The sequence below is a fragment of the Haloferula helveola genome, from assembly GCF_037076345.1.
GTDB lineage: Bacteria > Verrucomicrobiota > Verrucomicrobiia > Verrucomicrobiales > Akkermansiaceae > Haloferula > Haloferula helveola.
In genome coordinates this window covers 2,321,508-2,340,358 of record NZ_AP024702.1, presented here as the reverse complement: position 1 = coordinate 2,340,358, position 18,851 = coordinate 2,321,508, and the positions used below count along the sequence as shown (strand labels likewise).

Annotated in this window: 14 protein-coding genes; 9 read left to right on the top strand and 5 right to left on the bottom strand. The window is 64.9% G+C overall.

The features are described 5' to 3' along the window. Window positions 1-8: 8 nt before the first annotated feature. Window positions 9-2,411 carry a DUF6288 domain-containing protein gene (locus HAHE_RS08540; protein ID WP_338690193.1) on the bottom strand — a complete coding sequence of 801 codons (2,403 nt, stop codon included), beginning with the start codon at window positions 2,409-2,411 and terminating at the stop codon, window positions 9-11. Between the two features lie 301 nt (window positions 2,412-2,712). Between HAHE_RS08540 and HAHE_RS08535 the strand changes: the two genes are divergently transcribed. The 4 genes from HAHE_RS08535 (at window position 2,713) to HAHE_RS08520 (ending at window position 9,762) form a co-directional block, all read left to right on the top strand. Then, window positions 2,713-4,149, top strand: a complete 1,437-nt coding sequence (locus HAHE_RS08535) for a sulfatase (protein ID WP_338690191.1) — start codon at window positions 2,713-2,715, stop codon at window positions 4,147-4,149. Window positions 4,150-4,218: 69 nt separating this feature from the next. Continuing rightward, on the top strand, window positions 4,219-4,878 hold the full coding sequence (locus HAHE_RS08530) for a nitroreductase family protein (RefSeq protein ID WP_338690189.1): 660 nt from the start codon (window positions 4,219-4,221) through the stop codon (window positions 4,876-4,878). Window positions 4,879-4,972: 94 nt separating this feature from the next. Next, window positions 4,973-8,059, top strand: a complete 3,087-nt coding sequence (locus HAHE_RS08525) for a sulfatase-like hydrolase/transferase (protein WP_338690187.1) — start codon at window positions 4,973-4,975, stop codon at window positions 8,057-8,059. A 14-nt stretch (window positions 8,060-8,073) separates the two neighbouring features. Beyond that, a complete protein-coding gene (locus tag HAHE_RS08520; protein WP_338690185.1) occupies window positions 8,074-9,762 on the top strand; it encodes an MbnP family protein in 1,689 nt (562 codons plus the stop codon). 12 nt (window positions 9,763-9,774) lie between these two features. Here the strand turns inward: HAHE_RS08520 and HAHE_RS08515 are convergent, their stop codons facing one another. Beyond that, the gene (locus HAHE_RS08515) at window positions 9,775-11,547 is read right to left on the bottom strand and encodes a hypothetical protein (RefSeq protein WP_338690184.1); all 1,773 of its coding nucleotides are present in this window, start codon (window positions 11,545-11,547) and stop codon (window positions 9,775-9,777) included. A gap of 95 nt (window positions 11,548-11,642) precedes the next feature. On the opposite strand from HAHE_RS08515, the gene HAHE_RS08510 reads away from it, so the two are divergent. Continuing rightward, window positions 11,643-11,843 carry a hypothetical protein gene (locus HAHE_RS08510; RefSeq protein ID WP_338690182.1) on the top strand — a complete coding sequence of 67 codons (201 nt, stop codon included), beginning with the start codon at window positions 11,643-11,645 and terminating at the stop codon, window positions 11,841-11,843. Window positions 11,844-11,924: 81 nt separating this feature from the next. Here the strand turns inward: HAHE_RS08510 and HAHE_RS08505 are convergent, their stop codons facing one another. Together HAHE_RS08505 and HAHE_RS08500 are read right to left on the bottom strand one after the other, a co-directional pair. After that, window positions 11,925-12,821 carry an adenylate/guanylate cyclase domain-containing protein gene (locus tag HAHE_RS08505; RefSeq protein ID WP_338690181.1) on the bottom strand — a complete coding sequence of 299 codons (897 nt, stop codon included), beginning with the start codon at window positions 12,819-12,821 and terminating at the stop codon, window positions 11,925-11,927. Between the two features lie 79 nt (window positions 12,822-12,900). Continuing rightward, window positions 12,901-13,812 carry a homocysteine S-methyltransferase family protein gene (locus HAHE_RS08500; RefSeq protein WP_338690180.1) on the bottom strand — a complete coding sequence of 304 codons (912 nt, stop codon included), beginning with the start codon at window positions 13,810-13,812 and terminating at the stop codon, window positions 12,901-12,903. Window positions 13,813-13,908: 96 nt separating this feature from the next. On the opposite strand from HAHE_RS08500, the gene HAHE_RS08495 reads away from it, so the two are divergent. Continuing rightward, entirely contained in the window at window positions 13,909-14,574 is a 666-nt protein-coding gene (locus tag HAHE_RS08495) for a hypothetical protein (protein ID WP_338690178.1), read from the top strand. Between the two features lie 109 nt (window positions 14,575-14,683). Here HAHE_RS08495 and HAHE_RS08490 read toward each other — a convergent pair whose 3' ends face one another. Further along, window positions 14,684-16,054 (bottom strand): cytochrome-c peroxidase, encoded by a 1,371-nt coding sequence (locus HAHE_RS08490; RefSeq protein ID WP_338690177.1) that lies wholly within the window; start codon window positions 16,052-16,054, stop codon window positions 14,684-14,686. A gap of 111 nt (window positions 16,055-16,165) precedes the next feature. Here HAHE_RS08490 and HAHE_RS08485 point away from each other — a divergent pair, with 111 nt between their 5' ends. From HAHE_RS08485 to HAHE_RS08475, 3 genes are all read left to right on the top strand, one after another. Next, window positions 16,166-16,846, top strand: coding sequence for a response regulator transcription factor (locus HAHE_RS08485; protein WP_338690176.1), 681 nt, complete (start codon window positions 16,166-16,168; stop codon window positions 16,844-16,846). Further along, window positions 16,843-18,252 carry a sensor histidine kinase gene (locus tag HAHE_RS08480; RefSeq protein WP_338690174.1) on the top strand — a complete coding sequence of 470 codons (1,410 nt, stop codon included), beginning with the start codon at window positions 16,843-16,845 and terminating at the stop codon, window positions 18,250-18,252. The genes HAHE_RS08485 and HAHE_RS08480 overlap by 4 nt, the downstream gene beginning before the upstream one ends. A gap of 100 nt (window positions 18,253-18,352) precedes the next feature. Further along, window positions 18,353-18,745: a hypothetical protein gene (locus HAHE_RS08475; RefSeq protein ID WP_338690172.1), complete on the top strand. Its 393-nt coding sequence runs from the start codon at window positions 18,353-18,355 to the stop codon at window positions 18,743-18,745. The last annotated feature ends 106 nt before the right edge of the window (window positions 18,746-18,851 follow it).

The window sequence follows — 18,851 nt, the reverse complement described above, 5'->3', positions numbered from 1 at the left end:
CCGGCTGCTCAGCGGCCCCTGAAGTCGCGGATCGAGATCAGGGTCGGTGCGTCTCCGGCGGATTCGATCTCGGCAATGGCGGCATCGATGGCGCGAACCTCGTCGGTGTCCTCGCGACGGCGGGTGCTGGCGACGAACTCGGCGCGCATCTTCTTCAACTCCGGCAGCTGGTCCTTGGCGGCGTCGCCGTAGCGGGCGAGGAACTTCATGGCCGGCTTCAACCGCTTTCCGGCACCCCACCGGTCCGGCTCGACGAGCGTCACGCAGAGCGGGATCGCTTCGCGGATGTGGAGTCGTGAGAGCAGGTCGAGTCCGGAGATGCGGACACCGTCGCCGAACATCTCATTGCTCGGCGCGAGGTCGACCGCCTTCAGGATCGACGGCAGCAAACGGACGAGGTCCTCGTCGGAAAGCTTGCCGTAGAGCTTGGCGACCGAACCGCGGGCGACCGGGTCGTCATTCTGCAGAGCCGACTCGATCGCCGGGTAGAGCAGGTCGCGATCGATGCCTTCGATCGACTCCGCCAGCAGGCTGCGCGGGCCGCCGGCTCCGGGGTAGGGGGCGAAGAGGGCGGCGCAGGCGGCGCGGTGAGCCATGCGTCGCGGGTCGGCCGGGTTGACGCGTGCGGTCATCGCGAGCAGGTCCGGCACGCTGGCTTTCCGTTGTTCGGGACCGAGGTTGGGGATCGCGCCGCAGGCGAGGCTCTGCATCCACGGATCGGAGTCCTTAAGCAACTCGCGCAGGCGAGCTCCGGCGGCATCCGCCTTCGGCCCGAGTTCGCCAAGAGCTTCGCACGCGCCGTAGCGGGCGTGGTGGTCGTCGCTGTCGATCATCTTGAGAAGCGTCGGAACGAGTTCCTCGCTACCCTGCTTGCCGAGTGCCTTGGCCGAGCGCTTGCGCACCGCAGGCGACCAACTGGTCAGGCCGTTCAGCAGCTCCTCGGTGCTGCGGTCCTGATAACCTCCGCGGCCTTTGCCGCTGCTGAAGTAGTCGCGTCCGGCGACGATCACGTCGGCCGTGTCGGCTGCGGAGAACGGCGGTACGACCGACGGCTTTTTGCCGGTGACCAGCAGGCTCTTGAGAGGCAGCGCGTAGGTCAACAGGTAGGCGCCGGTCGAGTCCCAGCGCGTGTATTTGTTGTGCTCCTCCTCGCCAACCGGCGACCCCTGGTAGCCGAAGCTCCCGTCCCAACTACGGGCAAGATCGTAGTACCAGCCCTGCTCCTTCCAGTAGGCGCCGCTGGCGACCGGTCCGCAACGCGAGACGCCCGGCATGGCCCACAGCATGTTGTAGAAGTTCCCGGTGTGGCCGCGCTCGCGTTCGGCGTATGCCGCCGCCGACATCGCCGCGAAATAGGTCGCCGCCTCGCGGTCGCCGAGCAGATCGAAAAGCACCGCCGCCGCGGAGCACTTGCCGTTGTCCTCGTGGCCCGGCCACGGCAGGTGGTCACCGTAGGGGATCGCTCCCTTGTCGACATACCAACGGAGGTAGGCCGCGCCTTTGGCGATCGCCTCGTCGACCACCGGATCTTTCACGCCGGCCTCACGGGCCGACACCATCGCGACCATCAGCCCGAGTCCGGGCAGGTTCATGCAGCCGTAGCCGTTGCAGTTGCCGCTTGGCCGCGCGAAGCGGTGGCCCCAGGTGCCGACCGCGCTCTGCCCTTCGGCGATCTCCCGGGCGATGCGCTCCACGCCTTTCATCACCGACGTGTCGCCGGTGGTCACGACGTACTCGGCGAGGAACTGCAAAGCGTGGCCATAGAACCAGGAAGCGAAGCCCTCGGCGTGGTAGTCGGCGACCTGCTTGGCGTAGTCCTGCAGCAACGGTTGATGCTTCGGGTCGTTGGCGGCCAGCAGCGCGAGGGCGTTGATGCTGTTTGGAATGCTGACGCCCTTGAGTCCGCGCGAGGCGATCACCTCGCAGCCCTTGTCGAAGATGAGCTTCGACTTTTCGGAGTCATAGGGAGCGGTGTCGCTGTAGGGGCCGAGCACGGCGAGCGGGATGGTCACCGATTCGCTTTTGCCTTCCCGCCAGCGGAGCAACTCCAGCTTGCCGCCTTCCGCCTCCGCGGCGGTGACGGCCTTGGCGAACGCGATGCGGGCGTCGTCGTCGAACTGCTTGCCGCCCACGCCGAGGATCACGTCGCCGGGCCGAAGGGTATCCGCCGCGGGCGAGCCGGGCGCGACGCCCGTGATCAGGATCTGTCGCGAGTCGGCCGTGTGTCCGGCCTTCCCGTACATCCAGCCGCGGGCGCCGGTCGCGCCGAGGTTCCAGTCGTGCGACTCGCCCTTCGGATCGCCCTTGGTGAAGTCCGGAACCGGTTCGGCGGCGCCCCGGGGCGCGGCGGTGGCGAAAGGAGAGAAAACGGCCAGAGCGGCCGTGGCAAGGACGTGAATGCGCGGAATCATGGCGTATAGAGTCGAGTCGACGATGGACTTGTAGCGCGGATACGCCGCCGCACCAAGGATCTGTCGGTGACCTCGCGCAGCCTGTCCGGCAGACGGGCGACGATGAGACCACGGAAGGCACGGATCACACGGAAATGAGGAACTTGATTCATCAGTGGATTCCGTTTGTTCCGTGGTGTTTCCAAGTCCAGACGCGCAGCCATCTGCAAGGCGGAGTCCAGTAGTAACCAGCGGCCTGCGATCCGCAGTTGAATCGGAAATATTCTGGCGGCACCGCGAGTAGTGCCGTTTCCATCTCCCAATGAAACTGCCCGTCCTTTCCCTCCTGCTCGCCGGATTCGCCAGCGCGCAGAACGTGCTCCTGATCGGTGTCGACGACCTCAATGATTGGATCGGCTGCCTCGGCGGACACCCGCAGGTGCAGACGCCGAACATGGACCGTCTCGCCCGCAGCGGCACCCTGTTCTCGAACGCCCACACCCAGGCGTCGCTCTGCAATTCCTCACGCACCGCGCTGATGACTGGCCGGCGTCCGACCACCACCGGCGTCTATAACCTCGCCCCGTGGTTCCGCTCGGTGCCCGAGCTTCGTGATCTCGTTTCGCTGCCGCAGGCTTTTCGGCGGGCCGACTACAGGACCGCTCTCGGGGGAAAGATCTACCATGTCTTCCCACCGAAGAAGGACCGGGCCGCCGAGTTCGACGAATACGGCCCGCCGTGCACCTTCGGGCCCTTTCCCGCGAAGAAGATCGTCGACACCCCGTCGCCGGCCAAACTGGTCGACTGGGGAGTGTTTCCGGAAAAGGACGAGCAGCAGAACGACTACGAGATCGCCAGTTGGGCGGTCGAGTATCTGAGCGCGAAGTCGGACGGAGTGCCGTTCTTCCTCGGGGTCGGATTCGGGCGTCCGCACGTGCCGTGCTACGCTTCGCAGGAGTGGTTCGATCTCTATCCGATCGAGACGCTCCAACTTCCCCCGTGGCTGGAGAATGATCGAGAGGATGTGCCGGAGTTCGAATGGTACCTCCACTGGCGACTGCCCGAGCCGAGACTGCCGTGGCTGAAGGAGTCCGGTCAGTGGAAGCCTTTGGTGCAGGCCTACCTCGCATCAACCTCGTTCGTCGACTCGCAGGTCGGCCGCGTGCTCGACGCGCTCCGCAAGTCGCCGCATGCGGACAACACGATTGTAGTCCTCTTTTCCGACCATGGCTGGCACCTCGGCGAGAAGGACATCAGTGGCAAGAACACGCTCTGGGAGCGCTCGACCCACGTGCCGTTGATCATGAGCGGCCCGAAAATCCCGGCGGGTCAGAAGTGCGCGGAACCTGTTGAGCTGGTCGACATCTACCCGACCCTCGTCGACCTCTGCGGGCTCGATGCGGTGGACGGCTTGGACGGACTTTCGCTCCGTCCCCAGCTCGAGGATGTCTCGACCTCGCGCCGTCCCGCGGTGACGACGCAGAACCCGGGCAACCACTCGGTCCGCGACCGACGTTGGCGATACATCCGCTATGCCGATGGCTCCGAGGAACTGTACGATCACGAGTCCGACCCCAACGAGTGGCGGAACGTGGTCGATGACCCGGCCAACCGGAAAGCCGTCGAGCGCCTTCGTGAATCGCTGCCGAAGAAGGAGGCCAAGCACGTGAAGGGATCCGGTGGCCGCATCCTCGAGAATCGCGACGGCGAATGGTACTGGGAAGGCAAGCCGATCAAGGGCACCGAGCGGACCGAGTGAGGCCACCTTGTGGGTTTCGGAAGTCCGGTGATTGGCCTGCCGGTATTCACCTGCTATCGCCCTTGGCTCATGAAGCCGAGGATTCCCCTGAATCATCTCCACCGACCGGATGCGGAGATGATCGAGCGCGCGAGGGATTATGGTGCCCGCTTGCGGCAACGTCGGAGCGTCCGTGACTTCGCCGCCGATGAGGTGCCGCAGGAGGTGATCGAGCAATGCCTGCTCGCGGCAGGGAGCGCACCGAATGGAGCGAACCTTCAGCCATGGCATTTCGCGGTGGTGCGTGGTGCGGAAACGAAACGCCGGATCCGTGAAGCGGCCGAAGCGGAGGAGCGGGAGTTTTATGGCGGCCGCGCACCTGATGACTGGTTGGAGACCCTCGCGCCGCTCGGCACCGATGCCTCGAAGCCGTTTCTCGAAACCGCGCCGGTGCTGATCGCGATCTTCCAGAAGTCACGGACGACCGATGAGCAAGGCCGCGAGACACGAACCTACTACCCGAAGGAATCGGTCGGCATTGCCACCGGGTTTCTGATCGCCGCGCTGCACGAAGCCGGACTCGCGACGCTGACCCACACGCCCAGCCCGATGAAGTTCCTCAATGAGATCCTCGACCGGCCCGCCGACGAGAAGCCGTTCCTGCTGCTCGTCGTCGGCCACCCGTCACCCGACTGCCAAGTCCCCGACATCACCAAGCTCCCGCTCGACCGCATCTCGAGCTGGCATTGAAGGCTCTCGGCGTAGCGGGCTTACAATCTCTTAACATTTGCAAGGGCAACCCGGCGACGTGCTGTGGGGTTCGCTTTTCACAACCCTGGATCCGATGAAACCCATTCTCGTCCTTTCACTTCTGACCATCGCCGCCTCTGCCGAGCCGCTCGTTGATTCATGGATCACCGAGCTTTCCGGGCGCTACGCGCGGATCTACCGCGACAATGATGACGCGGCGGCACAGACTCCGGTCACGACCTGGTCGCGCGGCGCCGGAACCCAGGCATCGCCGACCTACGCGGGAGTGCATGAGATCGCGGCGACTTCGACGGATCTCTACGTTCGCTCGACCGGGCTCGGCTTTCACGTGATGGGCCCTTGGTATGGTGGAAACGGGAACCTGTTCCCCAATTACCCGTCGAACCGTGCGGCCCTCTTCCGAATTCCCAAAACGCCCGACGTTTCGATTTTTCCGAAGGTGGGCACGGGGCTGGGGACCATCGGCATGTTTGTCGACGGCGTGTCGGTCTTCGATTCGCGCGATGCGTTTTCATACGACACCTCCGCGGGACAGGACCAGCAGCCGGGTTCGCCGGCGGGAGTCGTCGGGGATGACGTCTGGAATCGCGACGCCTACGTCAACGAAGGGGACACCTTCGATCCCGCCTTCGCCCACCAGGCCGGCAACAACCACCACTACCACGCCAACCCGCCGGGCCTTCGCCACATGCTCGGCGACTCGGTGACCTACGACATCACCACCCATCTCTACACCGAGAGTTTCAACGGCAACCACTCACCGATCCTCGGCTGGGTGGCCGACGGCTTGCCGATCTACGGGCCTTATGGTTTTTCCGATCGGCTCGATCCGGCATCTCCCGTGCGCCGGATGATCACCGGCTACCAACGGCGCGACGGCACCAACGGGTCGACCAACCTCGCCGTGACCGGCCGCACGACCATCCCCGAGTGGGCCGTCCGGAACGGTCGCGCGCAGATCGCCGGCGCGGCGCAGTATGGTCCGGCGGTCTCGGCCAACTTTCCGATCGGCCACTACCTCGAGGACTACGCCTACAAGGGCGACCTCGGCCTCGTGCTCGGCACCGACTTCGATCTCAACGAGTACAACGTCCGCTTCTGCGTGACGCCCGACTTTCCGGCGGGAACGTGGGCCTACTTCACCAACATCGCGCCCGACGGTACACCGGTGTTTCCCTACAACCTCTCGCGCTTCTATTTCGGCGATCCGACCGGGGGCAATGTCGCCACCATTCCCGGCACGGCGGAAACGCTGTGGGAAGGAGGCCCGGAAAAGCCGATGGGATCCCCGGGACTGTCGGTCGATTCCGGAAGCGGCGACGTGACCCTGGTGTGGAGTTCTCTTGAGGGCGGAACCTACGTCGTCGAGAGAAACGACGGACTCGTCGAGGAAGGGTGGGAGCCGGTGGTGAAGGCGACGGGTGCCGACGCCGCGACTTCGGCGACCGATGGTGGCCGTGCCTCGACCGATGACCGGCAGTTCTACCGGGTGGAATTCGAATCGCTGGCATCCTTCGACGATACCGGCTTCGACTACGATCCCTCGGCGGTGCCCACGCCACCGCGGCACAACGTCCTGCTGCTGATCCTCGACGACTGGGGAATCGATGCCTCATCGCTCTACAACACGAGCCCCGGCGCCGAGCTCGCGAACATGCCGACGCTCGACTCGCTGGCATCGGCCGGGCTGCTCTTCACCCGCGGCTACGCGCAGCCGATTTGCTCGCCGACCCGGGCCACCATGCTCACCGGACGCCAGCCGTACCAGCACGGCGTCGGCAATCCGCAGGCCGATTCGACCCTGCCTGACTCCGAACTGACCTTTCCCGAGATCATTTCGACGATGGCGCCGGAGTACGGTCTCGCCTCCTTCGGCAAGTGGCACCTCGGATCGGGGAATACCGGGCCGCGCGACACCGGCGGTTGGCCGAACTTCTCGGGCACCCTCCAAGGAGCGGTATCGGACTACGAGAGCTGGACCCGCATCGAGATCGAGAACGGCGTGCTGACTGACTCGGGGACCACGGTCACCACCTATGCGACCACCGCGCAGGTGGATGAGGCGGTGTCCTTCATCGCCAGCCAGGGATCGGACCCGTGGGTCGTGTGGATGGGCTTCAATGCCCCGCATGATCCCTTCCACGATCCGCCCGCGTCGCTCGCGCCTCCCGGCGGTTACTCGACCACCGGCAATACGAATCTCGACCTCTACATCCGGATGCTCGAAGCGCTCGATACCGAGATCGGCCGTCTGCTGGCAGCCGTAGATCTCTCCACGACCAACGTGATTGTCGTCGGCGACAATGGAACGCCGGGCCAGGTCGACCAGGATCCGGCCGGCGGGATCGCCGCAGCGAAAGGGTCACTCAACGAAGGGGGAATCCATGTGCCGTTCTTTGCGGCCGGGCCGGATGTCATCCAGACCGGCACGACCGACAAGCTGGTCCACGTCATCGACCTCTTCTCGACCGTGCTCGACCTGACCGGTGTCAATGTGGCGGTGGCGACGGAAGGGATCGAGATCCACTCGCGCTCGCTGCTGCCGATCTTCTGGGGCAGCGACATGGAGGACCGCTGTGTGGTGGCGGAGAAGTTCAACCTGAACGCCTTGGACGGCCGCGCGCTGATGATGGACGACTGGCCGGAGTACAAACTGATCTCGTATCAGGACGTGACCGACCCGGCCGACGTTCCGACCTACCAGATGTATGAACTCGGGCCGGACGGTGTGGAGACGACCACGCTGACCACGCCTCCTTCGCCGGGCGATGCCTGGGAGGCCGCCTACGAAGCGCTGGTGGCGAAGGATGAGGCAATGAATCCGGCGATGTCTACGACCCTGACCGTCCACATCGATCTCCCGGGTAACGCGCCGGCGCTGATCAACGTCAACAACGGCAACATCGTCCGGCCGATCAACATCACCATCGGTGGGGAAACAGCCACCTGGGACACGGGCGACATCACCGTGGGCGGTGTCACGACTTCCGCCGCCCGGGTGGACGAGAGCGGCAATCCCGACCAGTTCTCAGTCGTCGCGTTCTTCGACGTCTCGGCCTCTTCCCTCGTCTCCGGCCAGAGCTACACGATGGTCGTGACCTTCCCCGGAGCCGGTGGCGGGCGCGATTTCACCGCAACCAACACCTTCACCATGCCGTGAGGATCGCGTGGCCCATGATCGCGCTGCTGCTGGTCCTGCCGCTCGCCGGCCTGGACATGCGGGTCGAGTTCCGCTGGCACGACCGGCCGGTCACCCTTCCGGCAACGGATCTGGTGACCCCCGCGGGCGAGACGATCTCACTCACGCGTGTCGACCTGCTGCTCGACCAGCCGCGGCTGACGCTCGGGTCCGGCCGCGAGATCAGCGCCTCCGGATGGCATGCCTACATCCACGGGGAAAAACCGGATGTGCTGAGGTTTCCTTCGCTGCCTGAAGAACCGGTCTCCGAGCTCGTGCTGCATCTCGGTCCTTCGGCCGACATCAACGAAGCCGACCCCAACCGGCACCCTGCGGGGCATCCGCTGAATCCGATCCGGAACGGCCTGCATTGGGATCCGCAGCAGGGATACATCTTCCTCGCGGTCGAGGGGCGGCTGGCCGCAGGCGACACCGCCTTCGCCTACCACTACGGAAATAGTAGAAACCGGTTGCCGCTTCGTTTCGAAGGGCCGATCCGCCACGATGGCCACTATCTCCTGGTGTTTCATCTCGACCGACTGTTTCCGGCGCCTTTTCGGATCGCTGACCGGACATCGACCCACTCGCGGGACGGGGATCCGCTCGTTGACCACTTCCGGAGCACCATTCCCGGTGCATTCGAGCTGGAGGCCTCCGGTGCGTCGATGCCAGCGCCCGGAGCTCCCGGCAGCGCTCCACAGAGTTTGGTCGGAACGCCCCAGCCCTTCACCCTGCCAGCCAACTTCCCCATTCCGGCGCTTCCTACCGATTATCCGCTGACGCGCGAACGGGTGAAGCTGGGGGAGAAAATGTTCTTTGATCCCGCCCTGTCCGCTTCCGGTGAGGTGTCCTGCGCGTCCTGCCATGATCCGGAGCGCGGGTTCTCCGATCCGGCCCGCGTTTCGAAGGGTCATGAAGGTCAGAGCACGACACGGCACTCCATGACTTTGCTCAATCTCGCATGGAAGTCTGGCGAGCCGTTCCGATGGGACGGCACCGCGCCGACCCTGCGCGACCAGATCCTGCTTCCGCTCGCCGATCCGCGTGAGATGGCCTCCGATCTCAAGGAGCTGCCTTCGAAGCTCGCCGATGTTTCCGACTATCCCCAGCGCTTCGAGCAGGCCTTCGGCGATGCGGAAATCACGACCGAGCGGCTGGCGATCGCGATCGAGCAATATCTACTCACGCTCACCTCCTTCGATTCCAAGTTCGACCGGGTGATGAAGGGTGAGGCCGAGTTCAGCGAAGCTGAGAAGCGCGGATTCGAACTGTTCATGACCGAGAACGACCCGCGGCTCGGCCTGCGCGGGGCCGACTGCTTTCACTGCCACTCGGGTGCGTTCTTCACCAATTTCCGTTTCCACAACAACGGGCTGCCGCCGGCGGATGACGACCTCGGTCTCGAACATGCCACCGGCAGGGAGACCGACCGCTATCGCTTCTCCACGCCGTCGTTGCGCAACATCGCGATCACCGGCCCGTACATGCACGACGGCCGCTTCGCCACGCTTGAGCAGGTGATCGGCTTCTACTCGGACGGGCTCCACCGGTCGCCCACGCTCGATCCGAACATCGCCAAGCATCCGGGCAAGGGACTCGGTCTCGATCGTGACGACAAGGCAGCGCTGGTGGCCTTTCTCAAGACACTCACCGATCCCACGCTCGCCGGGGATCGTGATGAGTGATTCCGGCGCTCGTCAGGGTCCGGTCATCTGCACATCCATGAATCCCACACCAGGCGTCCCGGAAAACGGACGCGGGAAGCGGAACTGGTAGATATCGAAGTCCCCATCCGCCAACGGCGGACCGACCTGGACGGCGGAGCCCGTATCGAGGGCGAGGTCGGCCGGTGTGTCGGCTGCCCTGACGACCCAGTCGAATCCAGGCGGGAGGTTGCGGCGGATCCGCACGCTGAGGACCAGATAGCTGTCGCCGGTCGCCGGCAGGCCAAGCGAAGTATCGGTCGCCGTCATGATCGTCGGCAGTTGGGTGCGGTCGGCAACCAACGGGTCCATGCCCATCATGTACTTGGTCAGGTTGTCGACACCGTCGGCGGCGAAGTTGTCGGTGTATGCCTGCTGGTTTGCCGGAAGCACTGCCGACCACGTCGCGTAGCTCAGGGCGGTGCTCCCGCCACCGGGGAACGTCCCGACTCCGACGCCTTGTGAGAAGGTCGAGGCTTGGCCGGTCATCTCCTCCACCTGGTCGGTGGTGAAAGCGATGTATCCACCGAAGCCGGGGAAAAACGGCCCCGAGCGGAGATCGACGTTGCCGCTGCCGGTCGGCGACTTGGTGACGAGGGTGGTGGTGGTCGCTCCGCCCGCTCCGAGTTCGACGCGGAAGATGTCGAACAGTCCCGTATGCCCGCCGCCAGCCTCGGTGTCTTCCGCGACCAGCACGCTGGAGGTCGAAGAGAAGGAAACCGCGTCGCCCGCGCCATTGATGGCGAAGCGTGTTCCGAACCCGACGCCATGGGTGGTGTCATTGGTCGTCCGGGATCCCCACCAGAGGGCTCCGGTCGCCACTTCCTTGACGTAAAGATCAGTCGAGAAGCCGGTCGGAGTGTTGGCATCGATAGGCGTCCCCAACAGGCCTGAATAGCTGACCCCGAATGCGACCCGGGATCCGTCGGCATTCACGACGGGCGTTGCACAGCTTGCGTTGACCGGAGTGCCGCTGGCATTGCGGTTGAGCATAACGACCGTGCCCGTCGCGAGTTCGCGACGGTAGATGCTCGGCCAGCCGGCGGTCATTCCGGTGCGGTCCGGGTGGGCGTTCGCGGAATCCGAGCTGAAGACCACGAAGCGGCCGTCGTTGCTCAGGTCATGCTGGTTGATCGAGGCGCCGGCGCCGGAGCCGATGCCCGCGATTCCGGTTCCATCGTGGGCGAGCGAAGCGACATCCAGGGTGTCGGCCTGGCTGTCGTAGACATAGACGGCTTGCCGACCGACCGTGGTCGGGAGTTTCGAAGCCGAAACCGGCAGGCTCCGTGAAGCGGACATGAAGGTCACATACCGTCCGTCCCCGGACATCTTCGGCTCGCGGCATATCTCCTCGGCCCCGGCGGTGATCAGCCGGGTCGTTCCGTTCTGGAGATCCTTCCAGTAGACGTGGTTCGAGTTTCCTGAAACTCCGGACGAGGAGTGGCTTGTGGTCCGCCATGCGATGTAACGCCCGTCGTCGCTGAGCACCGCTTCGCCGATTCCGACATAGGCGCCGGTCTCGGTTTCGATGAATGTCAGGGTCCCGTTGGACAGGCTCCGCAAATAGAGTCCACCACGATCAATGCCCGGGCTCGTGTTCAGCGAGTTGACGGAGGTCGTGAAGAGGATCAGGTCGCCGTCGGACGAAATGTCCATGATCGAACCCGAGGCAGGGTGGATGTCGTTGTTGGCATCACCGGTCAGAAGCCTGACTTCGGCGTGGAGGGAAACGACAAACAGCAGGGGAAGGAGTGCGGGGTAGCGCATGAGGGGAGTGGGCGAGCAACTCATATCGATTCGGCGCTCCGGATCAAGCCCGGGCGTGGCGCAGATTTGTCGGGGAAGCCGATGATGGTCCGTAGATGCACGACGGCCGCTTCGCCACACTCGAGCAGGTGATCGGCTTCTACTCGGACGGGCTGCACCGGTCGCCCACGCTCGATCCGAACATCGCCAAGCATCCGGGCAAGGGACTCGGTATCGATCGTGACGACAAGGCAGCGCTGGTGGCCTTTCTCAAGACACTCACCGATCCGCGGTGGGCACGGACAACGGGGGAATGACGCAGCGTGGTGATTGCGATCTGACCGGATCGCGGAAGCAGGGGTCGTCGGGAGGTCGGCCGCGCGAATGCGCCTTGCGCGCTAGGCCGGCCTCCACACCTCGACCGGCTCCGCGCGTCCCTTGACCGAATGACTCCCGAGCGGGCGGCAGTTCTCCCGCCCATCTTCCCAGCCATCGAGAACGTTGGCGCTGAGCAGCACCGGAGCGTCAAGCGGGCGGGTCATGCTTTCCAAACGGAAAGCAAGGTTCACCGCATCGCCAATCAGCGTGAACTCACCCGATCCGAAAGCGCCGTAGACCATCGCGCCGACATGCACCGCGACGCCGGTGCGGAACTCCATCCCGATGCTCTGGAATACCTTCGCGTGCTGGCTCTGGACCATCCGGGCCACCTCGCTGAGTCCGACTGCCGCTTCCAACGCCGCCTTCCTGGTCCGGTTCGAAGTGTCCAGCCAGTAGGCGAGCACGCAGTCGCCGATGAACTTGTCGATCGTGGCGCCCGCCTCGTTCAGGACGTCACCCGTCCGCGAGTACCACGAACCCATGATCTGCGCGAGAGGGTCGACGTCGACCTTCTCCGACAGTGCGGTGAAGCTCCAGATGTCGCTGACCAGCAGCACCGCTTCGGACGGCCTGATCTCGGCGATCGTCGGGTCACCCAGCGTCTGCATTCCCGGTTCGCTGGCTCCGTCACCCTCGAAGCGGAAGGCATGACCGGCAATCATGATCCGGTCACCGTGTTGCAAGCGCAGCGCCGTCGTGACCCGTCGCCCGTTCACCGTGCTACCGTTCACGCTGCCGAGGTCGTTGAACCAGAAGCCGTCGGCCGAGCGACGGATCAGCGCGTGCCGGCGTGAGGCACGGGGATCGGGAATCGCGACGGTCGCCTCAGGAGACCTTCCGAGAACTCCGAGCTCAGGCAGTTCGGTGGCGCGCCCGGAGGCTTCTTCGACAATCCGGCCGGTGGGCAATCTCATTTCGGGAAAGGGATTCTCTAGCAGACCGCCCTCGGTGACGCGATGGCGAAAACCTTCATCGTCCGGCGCTCCGGCCAGATCAGGCCGGGAACCGGGCCAGAGCCTGAAGGTGGGGAAGGGTGGTGCCGCAGCATCCTCCGAGCACCGACACGCCGTGACGCCGGTGGAGTTCGGCCATGGCGGCCGCCCATGTTTCGACCGGATCGGCCTCGGTAGCGGCGGCACCGTCGAGGGCCGTGACGTCCCGGGAAGATCCGTTGGCCTGGATTCCGACCAAACGTTCGAGGCTGCCGGCTTCGTAGGCATCGAGCAGGAATTGCGGATGGGTGCAGTTCACGAAGTAGCCGGCGGGCTGGCGCGAGAGCTCGTCATCCAGCCGGGCCATCGCATCGGGCAGGGGAGTGCCGTCGAGCACGTGGCCGTCGGTTCCGGTGCAGAAGCTGATCAAGTACGGCTTCTCCGTTTCCGCCATCACCCGCGCCACACCGATCGCTTCGCCCACTGCCGGCAGGGTTTGGGCGAGAAGGAAATCGGCCGGTGTGTTGGCAAGCTCGTGGATCTGGGCTGAATGGAAATCCATGGCCTCGTCCGCACTCGGCGCGAGGTCGGGCCGATAGCAGTCGTTCTTCGGGCCGATGAGCGCGCCGACCACGACGTTGCTCCGGTCGTCAGTCAGCTGATCGCGGATACCCGAGAGGAAACCCACCGCGTCCGTGTTGATCGTTTCGGGAACACCCGCGTCCGAGACCCGTGTCGAATCCAGACGCCACGTTGGCGCGGTCATCAGAAGCGGAAGTTCCGCGTGACGGGCGGTTTCGATGTATTCGCGGTAGATCGCCACCATCGCGTCGCGTGCGGCTTGCGGACCGTAGATCAGCGGCGTGTTGAAGAGCGTCGGGTGCAACTCGACCCCGGGCATCCGGCGCAGCCGTTCGGCCACCGCACACTCGGCGAGGATGAGCGGGTGGTTTTCGAGGAGGAAGGCGAGCATGGCCGAACTCAACGGTCGGAAGGTGAAGGAATCCAGCCTGAGATTCGGTTGCCCCGACGTTGACAGTCGCAACCCGTGCCTCTAACAGCGCGCCCGATGAACGTCTTTAACGCTGCCTTTGTTGCGCTTTTCCTGACGCTGTGTGTCGGTTCTCCCACAGAAGAAGATTTCAGGGACTTCAGCAACCGGGAGGGTCGAACGATTCGTGCCAAGCTGGAGTCGGCGACCGCGGACAAAGTCACGGTGCGGCTCACGAGTGGCAAGACCTACACACTGGAGCTCAACCAGCTCAGCGATAGCGACCAGGAGTATGTGAGGGACTACCTTGGGCGCGAGGAAGCGAAGGAGGATGCGCGAGCCCGCGCGGAGCATGCGGATGAGGCCCGGGCCAAGGTTCTCGAGTTCGCCGAGAGCCATCTGGGCAAGCCGGTGGGCAACGGCGAGTGCTGGACCTTGGCCAACCAGGCGTACGTGGCTGCGAAGATCAGCCGCCCTGGTGGGGATCAGCGTGTGTGGGGACGCGAGATCGACTACGAGAAAGAGGAGATCCTTCCCGGGGACATCATCGAGATCAAGGAAGCGACATTTACCGGCGGACTCAAAGTTCCGAATCAACACACCGCGATCATCTGCAAGGCTACGCGGAGGGGGGATCTGGAGGTGCTCGAGCAGAATACCGGCGGCCGGAAGTTTGTGACCCGAGGCGCGATTTCCCTTCGCGCGTTGGAGTCAGGCACGGTCCGGATCTACCGCTACGAATAGGAGGTCCCGCAGTGATCGCGGCCTCTGATCCGGTCGACTGCGTTGGGGATAGGCTCGAAGATGAAGGGGTGATGACGGCATCCCGTGAATCCGGGAATCCCGGCGAAGGTCACTCCGCGGGAACGTCGAAGACGACGCGGTAGAAATGCCGGTCGGCGTCGATGGGCACCGGATGTTCGACGAGGCCGTCCGCGTCGGAGCGGATGGTGGCCACCGTTTGCCATGGATCGGTGATGCCGAGCGAGGCCGATGACTCGATCCGGTAGTCGAGGTTGGCAGCGGCGTGTCCCCGCAGCACCAGCGGACCGGAAGGCGTTTCTTGATCCCGCTCGAGCCGGAACGCGTTCATCGGCAGGACGATAAGCTCGAGGCCACCGCTCGCATTGAACGGGCTCGACCACTTCGGGTCCTGATACACGGCGGTGCCGGTAAGCGTGTGAAGGAAGGCACGCAGGGGCGCGAGATTGCTGTTGTTGAAGGGCAGCGGGGGGCGGCGCAGCCGCGGATCCAGATTCGGGTTGTCGGGAATGGCGCTGCGGTAGTGATTGGTGATCTGGCCGAGCCCCGTCATCGAGCCGTCGTGCATGAACGGTCCGTTCGGTCCGCCGGGTCCGATCAGGTCGCGCAGGCTTGGTGCGCGGGTGTTGGTCAGATCCTGGCCGCCGCCGATCTTGCCGATCACGCCATTGTTGCCGCTCGCGGGATCGATGTCGAAGGTCGGAGGCGTGTGGCAGGTCGCGCAGCCTGCACCGCCCTGGTCCGGGGGCAGCATGAACTGGCTCTTGCCGAGGTTCTCCTGTGCGGTGAAGTTGGGAAAGTCCTGATTGTCGGGAGTCGTCGTACGGCCGGCATCGTACTTGGAATCGAAGGACTGGATGCTGCGGACGAACTGCGCGATCGATTTCTGGATCCGGTCCTCCCGGATGGCCGGGTCACCGAAGGTCATGGCGAAGAGCACGCGGTATTCGGGGATGGTCGAGAGTTTGACGGTCAGCGTGGCGAAGTCGGGATCGCCCGCCGTGCCGCTGAAGCCCATCTCGACATGGTCGCGGATCGGCTGTGTGGTCTGTTGCTCGAGGCTGAACGCGCGCTCGTCCCAGAAGAACCGGGACTCGCGGGCGAAGCGGGTGTTGATCAGGCGCATCGAGTGGCGTCCGGTGGTGCCGGCGACGCCGCCGCTCGCGACATCCGCGTCGCTGAAGGCGTGGGACTGGTCATGGCACGAGGCGCAGCTGACCGTGTCGTTGCGGGAAAGGCGCACGTCGTAGAACAGGACCCGTCCGAGCGTGGCACCGGCATCGGTGATCGGGTTGTCCGCCGGGGTGTTGTCGTGAGTGACGTAGGCGGGCACCGGCTGGTTGGCGTAGTTGGCGAGCCGGGTGAGGTCAAGGACGCCGGGCTCGCCGGGTTCCGCGGCGGGCATGACCGCGGGTAGTCCGGCGGCGATGCCGGAAAGCAGGAGGTGACGGACGCTTTTCATGACGGTCGTGGATTTGTGCTCCACCCTCTCACACGAACATGACGGGAAGATGACGGCCTTCCGGGAATCCGCTTGCCTCGGTTCCCGGGCGCTGCGGGAATTGAAACAAGCATGCGTGTTCTCGTGGTCGAAGATTCCGACAGGCTCCGTGTGGCGGTGGCGAAGGCCCTCCGCCACAGCGGCTACGTCGTGGATGAGGCCGACAACGGCGAGGACGGGCTGTGGCGGATCCGCGAGTGCTCGTACGACGCGGTGGTGCTGGACATCATGTTGCCGAAGCTCGACGGCCTTTCGGTGCTGGCGAAGTTGCGGGAGGAGAACAACAGGACGCCGGTGCTCCTGCTCACCGCGCGCAACACGGTCGAGGACCGGGTGACGGGCCTGCGTGGCGGCGCCGACGACTATCTCGGGAAACCCTTCGCGCTCGCCGAGCTGCTGGCACGGGTCGATGCGATGTGTCGTCGGCGGTTCGATCATCCGGCGACTACGGTGGAAGTCGGCGATCTGGTCGTGGACACCGACCGGCGCTCGGCGTCGCGCGGCGGTGATCGTCTCGACCTCACCGCCCGCGAGTACCGGCTCCTTGAAGTCCTCGCGCTGCAGCCGGGGAAGGTCATGAGCCGCACCGAACTTGAGAAGCATCTTTATGATGAGCTGGCCTCGCCGATGAGCAATGTGGTCGATGCCACCGTCTACCAGCTGCGCCGCAAGTTGGCGGCGGCGGGCAGCGGTAGTCCGCTGATCCACACGCGGCGCGGGCAGGGATACGTGATGGAGGAGGAAGCGCCATGAGGTCGATCCGCGGACGTCTGACCGGGTGGTTTCTCGCCGGTTTCGGAGTGCTCTGGCTGGTGGCCGGTGCCGCCGTGTATTTTTCCTACCGCGCCGGACTCGTCGCCGGGATGGAGGCGGAGTTGCAAACGATGTGCCGGCAGGTCCGCTCGGTCGGGATGGCCGGCGGCGGAGGTCCGGGACGGGGCGGCCGCTGGATGGAGCAGGAGACGGACACCGCCGAGGTGCTCGGTCCGGATGTCATGTGGCAGGTGTGGAGAACGGATGGCGAGGAGGTCTCGCGCTCCGACAATCTCACGGCGGATCTACCCCCGCCTGACGAAGGCCGCGCCACGATTGTCGATCTGGCCGACGGAACCCGCGTCATGAGCGTGGGTCATCATTTCGGTGGTGGCGGTGGTCCCGGTGGGCAGGGCGGAGGCGGCGGACAAGGCCGCGGCCGCTGGGGGATGGGTGGCCCGGGTGGCGGCATGGATATCAGCGTGGCCAGGCCGCTCGACGCGTTGCAGGCCAAGTTGCTCCGCATGGCCCTGCTGATCGCGGGATCCGGCGTGGTGCTTGCCGGACTGGGATGGATGTGGGTGCGGTTCGTGGTGCACGACGGCCTATCGCCCTTGTGCCGGATCGCCGACGAGATCGGCAGTATCGACAGCGCGTCCTTGGACGGTCGATTCGCCAACGACGGGCTGCCTTCCGAACTCGAACCGATCGTCGATCGCCTGAACCGGTTGATGGACCGCCTCGAGGGAAGCTTCGCACGTGAGCGGAGGTTCAGTGCGGATCTGGCCCACGAGATGCGCACGCCGATCGCCGAAGCCAAGACGATCGCCGAGTCGGCGGTGAAGTGGCCCGAGGAAGGTGGCCCGGAGGCTTGGCAGGATGTCGTTGCGTCGGTCGCACGCATGGAGGCGGTGGTCCAGTCGATGCTCCAGCTTGCCCGCCTTGAGCGCGAGCAGCCGGGCGCGAAGGGTGAGCCGTTTCCCTTGGCGAGAATCGTCAACGAAAGGTGGGCCGATCACGCGTCGGTCGCCGAAGCGCGCGATGTGCGGCTGCGCTCCGAGGTCGCAGCCGACGCGATGGTTGTCGGCGACCGGGGATGGTGGGATCACCTGTTAGGGAATCTTCTGGGCAATGCGGCGGAGTATGCCGATGCCGGCAGCGAGGTCGTTATCACGATGGAAGACGACGGTGCCGTGACCATTTCCAATCGTGCCTCCGGGCTTGCTGCGGAGGATGTCGGTCATCTGTTCGACCGGTTCTGGCGGGCTGACGAGGCTCGCGGCGAGAGCACCCACTGCGGGCTCGGGCTTTCCCTCGCGAAGGCCTGCGCCGACGCGCTCGGCCTGCAGCTTGAAGCAAACCTTGGCGAGGGCGGGGTGCTGGAGATGCGGGTGACCGGGCTTTGAGAAAAGCTCCGGGTTTTTTCCGGCGATCATCTTGTCGTCATCTTCGGCGGGTAATGTGGGAGGTGCCATCGAGGCACGGACAACCCAACCATATCGAACCATGAAGACTCTGATGATCACCCTTGGCCTGGTCGCCTTCGGCCTGGCCACCTCGGAAGCCCAGAACGGACCGCACTACGGCCAGCAATCCCCATCCGGCTCCGGCGAATACTTCGCCAAGGGAGGCGGCGGTGGCGGTGGAGGCGGCGGCAATGGCCAAGGCAAGCGCTTCCGCAAACGCGGTGGCGAAGGCGGCGGCCAGTGCGAGGACGGCCAATGCGAAGGCGGCAAAGGAAAGGGCAAGGGCAAGGGCAAGGGCAAGGGCAAGGGCAAGGGCAAGGGCAAGGGCAAGGGCAAGGGCAAGGGCAAGGGCAAGGGCAAGGGCAAGGGCAAGGGCAAGGGCAAGGGCAAGGGCAAGGGCAAGGGCAAGGGCTGCGACAAATGCGGCAAGTGATCCGTGAGGATCAAAAGGGACCCAAGGTGCCCCCCAGCGGCGCAGGACATTCCGTCCTGTGCCGTTTTGTATTTCTCATCTCGCAGGATGTCGGCGGTGCAATGTC